Raw genomic sequence first — 15492 nt, forward strand, 5'->3', positions numbered from 1 at the left:
TAATAAAATACGTATCTACGCACACGTACTCAAATTGACATTCATACTATATTTTGCAGAACTATACGACTATTTGCCAATTTCAATAGCTCTTCTCTTAATTCAGTTTTCTCAATATTATGATATGTTTGAATAATTTCTTCAATTTCTTTTATGTAAAGATCAGACCTTTTACCTATATAAATTTTAGGATGGATTTGTTGCTCATGTACTTCCTCTTTTTTCAACAATTCTTCAAAAAGCTTCTCTCCAGGTCTCATTCCAGTGAACTTTATTTGTATCTCATCTAATGAATGTCCTGATAATGTAATTAAGTTTTTCGCAAGATCCACTATTTTGACAGGATCACCCATATCCAAAATGAATATCTCCCCACCTTTAGCTAATGCCCCGGCTTGTATTACAAGTTTAGATGCCTCTGGAATTGTCATAAAGTAACGAATCATTTTTGGATCAGTGACAGTCACTGGTCCCCCTTGCTTAATTTGCTTTTTGAACAGTGGTATAACACTACCACGGCTCCCTAATACATTTCCAAATCGTACAGCCACAAATTTCGTACTACTTGTTTTATCTAAGTTTTGGATTACCATTTCAGCAAGCCTTTTTGTCGCTCCCATTACACTCGTAGGATTCACAGCTTTATCTGTAGAAATCATTACAAACGTCTCAACGCCATGCCAACTTGCTGCTTTTGCTACGTTTGTTGTCCCGATCAAATTATTTTTTACCGCTTCTTCAGGATTACGTTCCATTAAGGGTACATGCTTATGTGCAGCAGCGTGATAAACAACTTGAGGATGATATTGACTCATGACTGACATCATTTTCATATCATCCTGTACATCAGCAATTTCTGTAGTAAAGATAATATCGGTGTCACTGTATAGCTCTTTTAATTCCATTTCAATAGAATAGATACTATTTTCCCCATGGCCTAATAAAACCAATTGTTTTGGATTAAATTTTGCGATTTGACGACAAATTTCAGATCCAATTGAACCACCGGCACCAGTTACCAAAATAACTTTATCAGTAATGAACCCTGAAATACTTTCAATATCTAATTCAACCGGTTCACGCCCTAATAAATCTTCTACCTGAACATCACGAAATTCATTTACTGAAACCTTCCCAGTCATTAAATCCTCTAACCTCGGGAGAATTTGTGTTTTTATTTTTGTCTTGGAACATTCTTGGAAAATCGTATTTAATGCTTTCTTGCTAAGCGATGGAATTGCTATTATGATATTATCAATATCTAATTGCTGAACAGCAGATTCAATACGTTTAATCCCTCCGATTACTGGTACCCCAAGAATATCCAATCCATGTTTCTTTATATTGTCATCGATGAAGGCAACAGGCAGTAATTCTGTTTCATTATTATTCAAAAGCTGTCGTACAACCATTGCTCCCGCAGAACCTGCCCCAATAATCATTGTTCTTTTTTTGTCGTCACCCTTTTTAATATATGCATCTCTAAACATTCGCCATAGAAAGCGTGATCCTCCAATCAGTAAAACATGAATCATCCACGTTACAACAAGCAGACGGAAATAAATATCATGGAGCAATATCCGTTGTACTACTGCTGTTGTGATAACAGAAAGTGTAACTGCTTTCAAAACAATGAATAGTTCGCCTATACTTGCATACTCCCATGCTTTTTTATATAACTTATAAATAAAAGAAAAAACATGATGGCTAAGAAGCAAGGTCAGTGCACTTACTACAATCGGCAATGTTATGACATGGAAATCAGCACTTACTAAAAAGCGACTAAAGAAAATCGTGGTTAATACAATTAAGGAATCTATTAAAATTAATAGAAACAACCTTTGATGATACGTCATAATAGGCCCCTCTCTCAATTTTTTGCAACTGATATTTTTATTTATATATACCCAACTAAAGATTTAATGAAGGACATAAATGAATAACTAATACAAAGTTCCTGTCTACAAGATCCTTCAAAAAGACTTTCTAGACAGAAACTTCAAATAAATACGGGCATTTAACCCTCCCTCACATCACGCTCTTGACGACTAACGTCTAAGGTCTTTTAACCCACAGCATAATCGAGTGCCTCCATTGATAGCGGTAAGGAGACATCACCGTACCCTATACTTTTTTTATAGGTGACCTTTCATTCTCTACCGAAGAATGTCCTTCCTCCTTACCCCATGGACTAAAAAGTACTGTACGAGCATCTCCCGCATAACTGATTTGAATAAATCTCTTATACCTTTTTATTCAAAATAGCTCCTAGAAACCTACTGTTGCTTAAACCTAACACTCTTTCTGCTTCAACTACTGCTTCACTAGCAGTTTTATTGCAATTTAATACCAACAATACACCATCACACTGACTAGCTAGTATACTCGTGTCTGTTACTTCCAGAAGAGGTGAAGAATCAAATAAAATAACGTTATATTGTTCGATTACTTTGTTAATTAAATCTTGCATGGATGGTAAGCTAAGCAGCTCAGCCGGATTATTAACTTCAGAACCACTTGTTAAAACATGCACATTTTTGATTTTCGTCTGAATTACCGCCTTCTCTAGCGTTGCTTTCCCCTCTAGAACATTTGTTAATCCCGATCTATTTTCTATTCCAAAAATTTTATGTAATTCTGAGGTTCTTAAATCCGCATCAATGACTAAGACCTTTTCATCCTGCTGGGCCATAGAAACCGCCAAATTTGCCACAGTAATGGTTTTCCCTTCCCCATATCCAGGGGAAGTAATTATTATAGTTCTTTTTTTATCTGCTTCAGATACAAACTGAAGATTAGTACGAATTGTTCGATATTCCTCAGCAACCTTCGAATTCGGAGCTGTATGCGCAATCAAATTACTATTATCAAGAGGACGACTTTGTTTTTTATTAAGAATCAAATGTTTTTCCTCCTACCATTACACTTTCTTTCTTACTGTTTTGATCTACTATGTTATTTTTTTTCATTTGGGAAACACTTCCTAAAATAGGGATCGGTAGTAACTTCTCAATATCACGTTCGGATTTAATTGTTTCATCAAGGGAATCTAATAAGAAAACGATCCCTATACTCAATATAAATGCGACAGCCATGGCCAGCTCTATCGTACCTGCATGATTTAAATTTATTGGTGAAGGATTTCCTTTTTCGTTCGCTTCTGTTAAGACACGAACACCTCCAAAATTCATAACAGATTTTACTTCTTCTTTATAAACATTTGCTGTAGCATTAGCAATTTGAGCAGCCTGTACTGGATTAGTATCTACAGCTGTTATAGTGATAACCTGCGATTCTTCTACCTTTCCAACATTTATCTGCCCGCTTAATGCGCCTGCTGATTTTTTTAAATTTAGTTGCTGAACTACTTTTTCTAAAACAACAGGTTCTTTAATCATCACTTTAAGTGTACCCATTGTTTCAGCATTTGCCGGAATAAGGATCCTTGCGGAAGACGAATATAAAGGCGTTTTCATAAAAAAACTGTATATCCCACCAACGAATCCGGCCAATAGTGTGATTACTGCGATAATCCAAAATCTTCTTTTTATAACATTAAACAAACTTTTTAAATTTATTTCCTTCTCCATACTTCCCCTCCACTATTATTTAATTAAAAATGAAGTTAAATATATATTGAACAACATCATTTATTTTACATTTGAATATATTTACAAATCACCATCCAAATATACATATTTTCAATTATTTAAAAATGTACAAAATCACTTCTAATTTTTATTACAAGGACTGACCCTAAAGCATGAATAACTCCTCAAAAATTCCTTCGTATTGTTACATTATTTCATGTCACAATACGAAGGAATTAGTGTTAGTATCATCCACATAGAACATTGCACAGTCTTTTAAACAAATCCTTACTCTATAAGGTTTTAACAATATACCTATGTATATTTACTTTTCATAGTCAGGGAAAATGAATCAAAATTGTACATATTTATCCCAGCGTTAACACGTATATTTAAATTAATATTTATATATATTCAATGTAATTTAATGCAAGATAAGAAAATTGAACTTTTCAAGTATAGATTTAATTAATAAAAACAAACGTTTTGTTTTGTTAATCATAATATACTCATGTATTATTCATTTTAGTTCTTGATAATACCCTCGTCAATATAAATTTATACGTCCACTTCACTCTCTTCCTAGAATATTACATTCAATTATCTTCATATAAATTCACACACAATCTCATAAATAATTGTTTCAAGGAAGTAAAGATCATATAGTCATATGCATATTACCCAATTAAAAATTAGTTACAAACCTTTTCGTTTTCTACTAACTTCTTCATATGATCTAATAGCTCTTTCTTTAGCTCTTCATGTTGTAGCGCCATTTCAATAGTTGTTTGAATGAAACCAAGCTTTTCTCCAACATCATAGCGTTTTCCTTCAAAATCATATGCGAATACACGTTGAATTTCATTTAAACGTTGAATCGCATCTGTTAATTGAATTTCTCCACCAGCTCCTGTTTGTTGATCTTCTAAGAACGTAAAGATTTCTGGTGTTAACACATAACGTCCCATAATTGCTAAATTAGATGGCGCTGTTCCTTTAGCAGGTTTTTCAACAAACTTACTCACTTGATAACTTCTATCCTTTTGCTCTAACGGATCAATAATACCATAGCGATGTGTTTCATTCTCTGGAACAGCTTGAACACCAATTACTGATGATTGTGTATTCTCATATTGATTCATTAATTGGCGTAAACACGGCGTATCCGCTTGAACAATATCATCACCAAGTAGTACCGCAAACGGCTCATTTCCAATAAATTTACGAGCACACCAAACAGCATGCCCTAGACCTTTCGGCTCTTTTTGGCGGATATAATGAATATTGATTTTTGAAGACTCTTGTACTTTTTCAAGAATTTCATATTTTCCTTTTGAAAGTAAGTTTTGTTCTAACTCAAAAGAATGGTCGAAATGGTCTTCAATTGCACGTTTTCCTTTTCCCGTTACAATAATGATATCTTCAATGCCAGACTCAATTGCCTCTTCCACAATATATTGAATTGTTGGTTTATCAACAATCGGTAACATTTCTTTCGGCATTGCTTTCGTTACTGGTAAGAATCGAGTTCCTAATCCTGCAGCTGGAATAATAGCTTTTCTTATTTTTTTCAATGGTAATCCTCCTAGTAATATATAAAACTTTATATTTATTTAATGATTAATAAATAAAACACCAACTATATCTTTATAACAAAATGAATACATTTATCTTATTTTAAAACGTCTGAAATCATTATTTGATCAATCGTTGGACCATTAGAAGTAAACTTAAAATCAAACTTATTAGATCGATATATTAATAATGAGTTATCCTCATCTTTTAATTGTGCATCACCTAATTGTTCTATTAGTTTAGATGTCAATATGGTTGCATTCTTAAGGTTGATCTGCTTCACAATTGATTGATTATTATATAAAATATCAACATTTTTATATTGCGTTAATGTCCCTTCTGGCAATGTTTGTTGATCCTGAGGAATACCTAACACACCAGTTACAACCTCTCTACTCTTACCCAAAAAAGTAAGAGATTGTTCTAGATCTTGAGGAGTCCCATCTAATTGCTTTAATTTATTCATAACACCCTCATAAGGTAAAGCATGGTCAAATGGTATCGAGCCTACTATCTCTTCACTAACCCAGCCTTCTCCACCATTGTCATAAACAAGCTTTAACCAATTGACTCCAGATTCTTCATCTTTTTTCTGATCCTTTACCACAAACGATGTTCCAAATGTCATAGTAGCAATTGCCTGTCCGTCTAGCGCTGGCGTACTTCTCACACGAGCTTTTGCAGACTTTACATATCGAACATCTAAATCAGCTAATGGATTTCCCTCTTTTTTTACAGGCATTTCTTTACGGGTTGTTTTTTCCGCCAGTTCTTTCGCTTGTAAAGAATGAAAGATATTATCCTTTTGCCAATATGTTAGTCCACCCACAGTGATAAGCAATATAAAACCAATTAAACTTGTAATATACTTACGATTTATTCGTTTCTTCTTATGATGCGAATGTTTTCCACGTAGTAGAGATACAGAATCCGTGATTTCTTTTGGGTCATCTTCCGGAGCAGCATTTACTTTTTCTAATCCTTTTCCTGCCTGCTTCTCCATTGCCTCTTTTTTAAACTTTTGCTGTTCTTCCTTACTCATTGCCTTATATTCTTTTAAGAAACTTTCATACTTCGGCATTACTTCCTCGATAGGACCATAGTCTCTAATTTCACCGTATTCAAGCCATAGAGCCTTTGTACAAAATTTCTTTACTTGTCCTAAAGAATGACTAACAAAAAATATTGTTTTCCCTTGTTCTTTAAATTCATTCATACGTTGTAAACACTTATCAGCAAATGTCTGATCACCTACTGATAAAGCTTCATCAATGACAAGAACATCAGGATTAATACTAACTGAAATTGCAAACCCTAAACGTGATTTCATCCCGCTAGAATATTTTTTTACTGGCATATCAATAAACTTACCGATATCAGCAAAATCAATAATTTCAGGTGTTATCTTTTCAATTCGTGCTTTGCTTAGTCCCATCATTAAGCATTTGAGCTCAATGTTTTCTCTACCTGACAATTGATTATTAAGTCCTGCCGCAATTGCAATGAGTGCAACTTTTCCCTTAACATCAATTTCTCCAGATGTTGGTGGGGTAACTCCAGCAAGTAAATTAGACATTGTTGATTTTCCAGAACCATTTACCCCAACAATACCAATAACATCACCTTGTTGAGCCTTAAATTCTAAGTTTCTTAATGCATAAAAATCTTCACCAAATCCTCCAGGATACAGAATATCCTTTAATTTATCAGAGTTTTTGCTATGCATTTTATATTTTTTTGTTACATTATGAAACCTCACTGATTCGTTCATTTTCACAACCCTCATCATAAATAATCTGCAAAGTGCTTTCTAAATTTCACATGTAGCGTTGCACCAATTAACAACGTAACAAGGACAAAACCCCAAAAATATAATGTATAATTTAGCTCTTCATAAAACCAGCTTGTTCCTAGTAAAGAAGCACGATATCCATCCACAATATAGCAAAACGGGTTTATCTGCATAATCTTTTGAAGAACAGATGGTAGTTTTTCAGGTGTCCACAATATAGGTGTTAAGTATAGCAACATTCGCATAATGGATTGAACAATCATTTGGACGTCTCTCACAATTGTTGCTAACGTTGATGTAATTAAAGAAAGTGAAAATATTAACATAAGGGTAGCAAACATATAATAAACAAGCTGAATATAATGAATTGAAATACCTTGACCCGTTACTAAAAATAGTAGCGTCACAATCCCTATAAGTATCAAATGCTGGTACAAATTAGATATAATTACAAAGCTTGGAATAACGCTCATTGGAAAATTCATCTTTGAAACCATATTTAATCTTGTATAAATAGACTTAGAAGCTTGTAGCATTGTTGGATTTATAAAAAACCATACAACAAGCCCTGCAGATAACCAATAAACAAATGGTACCCCATTTACACCTTGACCGCCTCGAATTCCAAAGCCAAATACAAACCAATAAATACTCATCTGTATTAAAGGGTTCAAAACTTCCCACATAAGTCCTAAATAATTATTATTATTTGTACTTTTTACTTGATAAATAGATAAACGCTTAATTAAATACAGGCTATTTATCTGTTCTTTTAATACCATAATCATTGAGTTCATCTTTACTATGCCTCTCCGAAGAATATTTTCTCTACCACTCGCTTAGAAGCAAATCCATCTTCTAAATAACAATACTTATTATAGAAGGTCTGATATTTCCCTGCAAATTCACCCAAACCTAGAGTTTTGAATCTTAATATTTCCTCGAGCACTTCTTCCGTATTCATCACAACTGGCCCAGGAGCTTCTGTCTCTAAGTCAAAATAGAAACCTCTTAATTTATCACGATACGAGTCAATATCATACGTGTAAAAAATGATTGGTCGTTTCAGATTCGCATAATCAAAAAAGACTGAAGAGTAATCTGTAATAAGCAAGTCAGATAGTAAATACAACTCATTTATATCGACATGCTGTGAGAAATCATACACAAACCCTTTATAAGGTTCTAAATCAAACTGTTCTGCAACTAAATAATGCATGCGTAACAAAATGATATAATCCGAACCTAATTTTTTTTGTAAGAGATTTAGATCTAGTTGTAAATCTAGTTTATATCTGCCTTTACTATAGAATTGATCATCTCGCCAAGTTGGTGCATATAAAATAATGTTTTTGTCTGCAGGTAATCCATTCTTTTTCTTTAACGCATCAATTGTCTTAGAATTATTATTTACATATAAACAATCGTTACGAGGATATCCTGCTTCAACAACATTCTTTTGAAATTGAAAAGCCCTCTTAAATATTTCAGTCGAATATGCATTAGGAGAAAGTAAATAATCCCAATTTTGCGCTTCAAGATGAAAGTTGTTTTTGTACTTTTCAGTTGTTGTACCTGGCATATGAACTTCTTTCATATCACCTGCTAATTTCTTAAGTGGCGTACCATGCCAAGTTTGTATATAAATTGTATGCTTTGGTTTAGGAAGCCAAAGTGGCATTCTACTATTTGTTACCCAATACCGCGCTCGTGCTAATAAAATAAACCAACGAATTGAAAATCTTTTTACATATGGGATATTTCCTTTATCAAATTGCACCGTATGATTCTTATTTACACTCCATATCATTTCAAAATCCATATTATTTTGTAGCATATATTCATATATAGCCCGTGGATTACAGCTATATTGTTTTCCAGAATAACTTTCAAATAAAATTAATTTCTTTTTGGGAGGCAAACAACTACAGAATAGAAATACTGCCTTACATAGTTTCTTTACAATACGGTGATTTTTTACTCTTCTTATAAAGCTCATGTTATTTACACACCTTCTAATTCAGTCGCTTCATACTTATAATACATTAATGCGAAACTTCACCTTTTCCCGTTCTTCCCATTAATGCATCTACTTCTTCTTTTGCATTTTTCCTATTAAACAAAACATTATATATCGCTTTTGTAATTGGCATTTCAACATTTAGCTTTTCAGCTAAGTGATATGCTGCTTCAGCTGTACGAACGCCTTCTACTACCATACCCATACTCTCTAATACTTCTTCTAAATTATGCCCTTTTCCAAGTAGATTTCCAGCTCGCCAATTTCGGCTATGAATACTTGTACAGGTCACGATTAAATCGCCAACACCCGTTAAACCTGCAAAAGTAAGTGGATTTGCCCCCATCTCACAACCTAAACGTGTAATTTCAGTTAATCCTCGAGATATTAGAGCTGCCTTCGCATTATCTCCGTAGCCAAGACCATCCGAAATGCCTGCACCAAGAGCAATAATATTTTTAAGTGCTCCACCTAATTCCACACCGAGTACATCTCGATTTGTGTAAACTCGGAAATTTGTATTCATAAATAATTTCTGTGTTGTCTCCGCAGCCTGTAGATGATAAGATGCAGCGGTTACAGTAGTAGGATGCCGAAGACTAACCTCTTCTGCATGGCTTGGCCCTGAAAGAACGACAACACTTTCTATTAGCTCCTTCGGCATCTCTTCTTCAATCATTTCTGAGATGCGTTTAAATGATCCTGGCTCAATTCCTTTACTCGCATGGATAATTGTTATCGGTTGTTCCACAACTTCCTTGAGTTGTTGCATTACACTACGAATTGCCTTCGTTGGAACAACTAATAATACCTTATCTATCCCAACCATCGCTTCCTCTAAAGACACATATCCTTTGATTGTTTTGGAAAGTTGAATTCCAGGTAAATATGTTTCATTCGTATGCTTCTCATTAATTTCACGGATTTGTTCCGCTTTATTTCCCCAAATCCTTACCTCATGTCCATTATCAGCAAGAACCATAGATAACGCCGTTCCCCAGCTTCCTGCACCGATAACTGTGATCTGTTTCAAAATAATCCCCCTTACCGCCTTAATATTAACAACTTCACTATTTATGTAAGAAGCTAAGTGATATAAACATAATTCACTTAGCTTCTTTGAATTCTTTTACTTAAAATATAATAAATACACCAATTCTAACAGTACTCTTACTCTTTACAAACTAAACATGGAAAATTACAACAGATGATAGGGGTTGTTATCATAGATTCCTTATGTTCCACTTTGAAATTAATCTTAAAACAATTCGTTAACAATTTTTTCAGATGCTCTTCCATCATCAAATTGATTGTACTTCTCTTTAAAACGCATGATCCTCTCTTGATACTTTTCTGGGAATATAGCAATATCTTGGATTTCTTTTACGAGTGTCTCTGTGTCTTCGATAAGTGGCCCTGGCGCCTCTTCCTCAAAGTCAACATACATACCTCGTAATTTATTTTTATAGTTATCATAATCATACGTGTAAAACAGCATTGGTTTATTTAATAATGAGTAATCAAACATAACTGATGAATAATCAGTTATCAAAATATCAGCGATTAAATACATGTCCCGAATATCACCATAATGACTATAGTCGTAAGCAAAATCTTCGTACCCACTTAATGAGAATCCTTTTTTCGAAAAATGATGTAACTTAACAATGAAGATATATTCATCACCAAGATGTTGTTTTAATTGATCCAAGTTTATAGGCATTCTAAATTTACCTTTTGTTCTCCATGTAGGAACATAAACAATCACTTTTTTATCTAAAGGTATACCCATTTTTTCTTTAATCTTGTTAATACTCTCTTTATTATTATCTCTAAATAACTTATCATTTCGTGGATAGCCAACTTTTAAGAATTCATTATTAAAATCGTATGCACTCTTGGCAATCTCAGAAACATAGTCACTCGGAACCGATAAATAATCCCAACGATGACATCTTCTTAAAAACTTCTCCTTCTGAACATCACCAACAACTTCCTCTGGTGCATCTAGACCTAAAGTTTTTAATGGTGTTCCGTGCATCGTCTGAATTTCAGTTACATTTTTACGTTTTTCATAAAAATCAGGGAAGTTTACATTATTTACAAAATATCTAGCTGTTGCTAAATAATAATAGTACTTTAACGAATTAATTCTAACTGTTTCTGCATTTCCTGGGATATTTGTATGATGATCTCTTAAAAACCATACTGTTTTGTAGTCTTTTTTATATTCATCAATATACTCATATACCGCTCTTGGATTACATTCGAAGTTTTTTCCCCAATAAGATTCAAATACTACAGTTTTCTTTTTCAATGGTAATAATCTCATTAAAGGATATAGTACTTTCCTAATTACCTCTTGTCTTCTTGGTCCCCTTTCAATCCACTTCCACTCAGGTTCCACTTTTAATCTTAAAAGATTATTCTTTTTTGAACGGTAAATTACATACTTATAATCTTGAAAAATCGTTCGAATACTATCCATATTTTCTTTTTTGAATTCTATTCTATTTTCTAAATTCTTTTGTCCAGTCGTCTTTAACTTTAACTGCCAAAGCCCACTGTCAAACATAGATACCTTGTCTTTATATAATGGAAACTCAAAATATAAAAGCGTATGTCCCTTATTGATTTCAGACTTACTCATTTTTATATCTATCTGTTCGTGTCCATTTATTTTTTCAATCATTAAAGTATGTTCAATGCTCTTTCTGTCGATATCGAGATAAAAATTGTTCGCAACTTTAATACTCAATTTCGCTCTATTATCAACAATTTTTAATGATTCTACTTTAGGAGAAAATTTATCCACTCTAACTAGTAAGTTCCCCGCTGGGCTATGATCAATTTCTATTTCATTTATACCAATACTACTAACTTCATTGAATTGGTTTGGCATAAGAGTTAAGTCATTTTTCTTTCCATTTTCAACGATATGTCCAAACCATTCCCCACGATCTTTTACCTTATTTAACTTAGAAACCTCTATAATTGCCTTAAACTCATTCGTATTATCTGCTTTCTGTAACGGTTTTATAATAGACTTTCTTAGCTCATAGTTAATGAGTAAGAACTTTGAGTTTTCAAATGAGGATGAAGTATTTCCTTCAAATATTAAATGCTTCTTATCTCTATATATATTCTTTACTGTCGATTTTGTTTGATTCACTTCTAAGCGAATATCCCATGCAGCATTATACTTTGGATAAATAATATTCTCAGAAAAAACCCTGTACTTAGGCTTTGTTTTCAAACCAGCAGCTGGCTGTCCTAATCTAATCGTTCTCTCAATCCCATCATTTTTAATAGAGTAAAAAATATAATATTTATCACCTGTTAACTCATAGGATTTTAAAATGTCAGCAAAATTAATTTTAATTTCAAATCCTGACCAGTTGTAGTTGAATGCTCTTTTTAGAGGAATTTTTGAACTTGTAGCGACGCCTCTTTTAGCCGTAATATCTGTTCTTTTATAGATTGTTACATCTTCCACTGGAATTTTAATTGAACCTTGCTCATCACTTACGAAAACATTAATTTCAGCATCAGATTTGCTTTTCACATTTAAATTTTTAATATAAGCATATCCTCTAATTTCCAAACAATTGCCATTCCAGCTTACGCTTTCTACTTTTTTAATTGCTTCAAATTCTTCCTCTAATACCCTTAATTCCATTGGTAACTTTTCAATATAGGGATAATCAGCAACGTAAACATTGCCCGTTTTAATAGGTTTAGAATTCTTAAGTTCGGTTTTTTGAAACTCTAGCAACTGCAATAATTCCTGTTTCTCATTATTTTTCACTAGCTGATACTTTAAGCGATCAATAACTTTTAACTTTTTAAACACGGGCATATCCACATTTTCCAAATACTCCGATACATTTTTAAAGTATGTATCTATATACTCGTCATCAGCTTTATCAAGTTGGTTAAGGTATACTAGTAAGTCAATACTAAGATATTTAAAATCTTTTTCTTCTTTTACTAACCCACTAATATGATTTTCACTAAAATGTTGATCTACCATTCCTAAAGCTTTCAATCGATCCGTCAAATTATTGATATCTGTTCTTTGCTGCGTAATAGATTGATCACCAGCATCCCGTGCTCTCCACTTATAGACAATACTTGTTAACACATCCACACTTTTTGCTTTAAAGTGAGCTGGAATCGTTACTGGAATATCCTCATATAGCATTCCTTCTGGAAATTGGAATTTATGTTCTTCCCAGAAACTAACTTTATAGATTTTATTCCATGCTGTTGTATCATAAAGTAATTCTGGCGATTCCGTGATATGTGTCTTTAGCTTATTTTCACTAAATACTTTTTTGTGTAATACAGATGGAAATTCTTTTGTAGAATTAAACCTCACAACATTTCCTATAATAAAGTCTGAACCAGTTTGTAAAATTGTGTTCATCATAACCTTATATGAGCCGTTAGGAATTATATCGTCTGAATCAACAAATGTCACATAATCTCCCGTAATAAATTCATAACCAACGTTTCTAGCCTGCCCTAAGCCACCATTAGGCTTTTTATATGCATGGAAATTTGTGTACTTACTAGCATACTGAAACATAATATCAGAGCTATTATCTTGCGAACCATCGTCAACCATAATTACTTCATAATTGCTATACTCTTGCTCCAGTAGTGAATCAAGACACTCTTCTAAGTACCCCTCTACATTGTAAATAGGTACTACTATACTTAATTTAGGTAAACCCATTAAATTATCTCCCTCTATAAATATTGATATATCGAAAGCTTCTGCAATCGAATAAATATCAGAAGGTTTAATACATGAACCTTCGAATAGAAATTTTTTAATTATATTTTACGACTAAATAAATAATTAACTAAATTTTCACTTGAATTACCTTGAGAATACTTATTCCATTTCAATTTAAAATTTGTTAAAACTTCTGTATCAAATGAATCATTTTTAATAACTTGGATTAATTCACTCGTATTGTACACAATTGGTCCTGGAACATTACTTGTGTAATCTCCAATAATGCCTCTTTTTTTTGCATACTTCTTTAAATCATAAGGGAAAAATACCATCGGTTTATTTAAGAGGCAGAACTCAAAAGGAACGGATGAATAATCCGTTACCAAAATATCTGTTACTAAAAATAAATCATTTATATTGGGATACATGGAATAATCATATAAAAACCCTTTATATTTATCCTTATAATTCAATTTGTTTCTTATCGCTGGATGAAGCTTAATTAAAACGATATACTCATTTTTTAATGCTTCATACATAACATCCATATCCAAATGCAAATCAAAATCTACCAATTCTTTATCTCTAAAAGTTGGAGCATATAAAATGACCTTCTTACTTTTTAAAGTAGGATTTATTAATAGAATATTGTCTTTAATTTCTCTCTTACGTTGTTCATAAAAAAATAAATCGGTTCTCGGAATACCTGTTTTTAATATCCTATCATCTGATAATGCAAAAGCATCCTTATAAATGCTAGCAAGAACATCCGAACCTACAACAATCTTATGGAAATTTCTATAAACATCAAGAAATCGCTTTTGGGCTCGTAAGCTTCTTTTATTAAAAGAAGGTGCCAACAATCCAAATTTTTTTATAGCACCTGCTGCATGCCAAATTTGGATACATTGCACCCCCTTTTTAAAATTAACTTTCGCTAATGATCCAAAATAATTATCAATGATAACATATTGGGAAGTAGACAAGTGATAGATTGATTTAATTGTATGAAGGATATTTCGCGTTTCAAATTTAAAAGACTTCACATTCGAATAGCTATCCACTTCATATTTACATGTAGGCTTATATAAGAAAATTACCTCACAATCAATTTTTTGCCGTTTCATTTCATCATAAATAAAAATGAGATTTTCTCCATAAGACATAATGAAAGTTACTTTTCTTTTTATTGGAAAAATTTTCATCATACTATGTAAAATTTTAAATAAAATAAGATATATTTCTACGCTAAGTTCTCTGATCATCTAAGTTTATCTAGCAACTTGCACTAGTTCCTTTTTAATTTTTGTAGTAGAAATTCCAGCTGTACGTGGTAAATATATAACCTCACAGTATGCCGCCAAAAAATCGAATTCCCCTTCCCAATCATCACCCATAACAAAAATATCTACATCATGATTAACAACGTCCTTTACTTTTTGTTCCCAATCATGTTCAGGAATTACTTCATCTACATAGCGAACCGCTTCTAGAATCATTTTACGATTTTCATAGCTATGATAAGATTTTTTATTTTTTAATTTATTAAACTCATCTGAAGAAACTGCAACGATTAAATAATCCCCTAAATCTTTCGCTCTCTTCAATAAATTAATGTGTCCCCAGTGCAATAAATCAAACGTGCCGTAGGTAATTACCTTTTTCATAATCCTGCCCCCTGCGAATTATCATTATCATTTCATAATTTTTTAGTTTATAAATATATTTAAATTAGAGCTTTTCCTATACAAGTGAATCGTGAGGGAAA

Annotated in this window: 11 protein-coding genes; all 11 read right to left on the minus strand. The window is 32.7% G+C overall.

All coding sequences use genetic code 11. The annotated features are described in order from the left end of the window. Window positions 1-41: 41 nt before the first annotated feature. Window positions 42-1856 (minus strand): polysaccharide biosynthesis protein, encoded by a 1815-nt coding sequence (locus QRY57_RS25870; RefSeq protein ID WP_286016472.1) that lies wholly within the window; start codon window positions 1854-1856, stop codon window positions 42-44. A gap of 386 nt (window positions 1857-2242) precedes the next feature. Then, window positions 2243-2902, minus strand: coding sequence for a CpsD/CapB family tyrosine-protein kinase (locus tag QRY57_RS25875; RefSeq protein WP_286016473.1), 660 nt, complete (start codon window positions 2900-2902; stop codon window positions 2243-2245). Further along, window positions 2892-3590, minus strand: a complete 699-nt coding sequence (locus tag QRY57_RS25880; RefSeq protein WP_286016474.1) for a YveK family protein — start codon at window positions 3588-3590, stop codon at window positions 2892-2894. Before QRY57_RS25880 ends, QRY57_RS25875 begins: the two co-directional genes overlap by 11 nt. Before the next feature lie 692 nt (window positions 3591-4282). Beyond that, window positions 4283-5164, minus strand: a complete 882-nt coding sequence (galU, locus tag QRY57_RS25885; RefSeq protein WP_026591895.1) for a UTP--glucose-1-phosphate uridylyltransferase GalU — start codon at window positions 5162-5164, stop codon at window positions 4283-4285. Between the two features lie 98 nt (window positions 5165-5262). Beyond that, on the minus strand, window positions 5263-6936 hold the full coding sequence (tagH, locus tag QRY57_RS25890; protein WP_286016475.1) for a teichoic acids export ABC transporter ATP-binding subunit TagH: 1674 nt from the start codon (window positions 6934-6936) through the stop codon (window positions 5263-5265). Window positions 6937-6950: 14 nt separating this feature from the next. Then, window positions 6951-7754 (minus strand): ABC transporter permease, encoded by an 804-nt coding sequence (locus QRY57_RS25895; RefSeq protein ID WP_286016476.1) that lies wholly within the window; start codon window positions 7752-7754, stop codon window positions 6951-6953. Window positions 7755-7759: 5 nt separating this feature from the next. Then, a complete protein-coding gene (locus QRY57_RS25900) occupies window positions 7760-8956 on the minus strand; it encodes a CDP-glycerol glycerophosphotransferase family protein (protein WP_286016477.1) in 1197 nt (398 codons plus the stop codon). 46 nt (window positions 8957-9002) lie between these two features. Next, window positions 9003-10010 (minus strand): NAD(P)H-dependent glycerol-3-phosphate dehydrogenase, encoded by a 1008-nt coding sequence (locus QRY57_RS25905; RefSeq protein WP_286016478.1) that lies wholly within the window; start codon window positions 10008-10010, stop codon window positions 9003-9005. A 225-nt stretch (window positions 10011-10235) separates the two neighbouring features. After that, window positions 10236-13718 carry a bifunctional glycosyltransferase/CDP-glycerol:glycerophosphate glycerophosphotransferase gene (locus tag QRY57_RS25910; protein WP_286016479.1) on the minus strand — a complete coding sequence of 1161 codons (3483 nt, stop codon included), beginning with the start codon at window positions 13716-13718 and terminating at the stop codon, window positions 10236-10238. A gap of 101 nt (window positions 13719-13819) precedes the next feature. After that, entirely contained in the window at window positions 13820-14989 is a 1170-nt protein-coding gene (locus QRY57_RS25915) for a CDP-glycerol glycerophosphotransferase family protein (RefSeq protein WP_286016480.1), read from the minus strand. Window positions 14990-14995: 6 nt separating this feature from the next. Next, entirely contained in the window at window positions 14996-15391 is a 396-nt protein-coding gene (tagD, locus tag QRY57_RS25920) for a glycerol-3-phosphate cytidylyltransferase (RefSeq protein WP_286016481.1), read from the minus strand. Between the last annotated feature and the right edge of the window lie 101 nt (window positions 15392-15492).

The sequence above is a fragment of the Bacillus arachidis genome (genome assembly GCF_030285945.1).
GTDB classification, from domain to species: Bacteria; Bacillota; Bacilli; order Bacillales; family Bacillaceae_G; genus Bacillus_A; species Bacillus_A arachidis.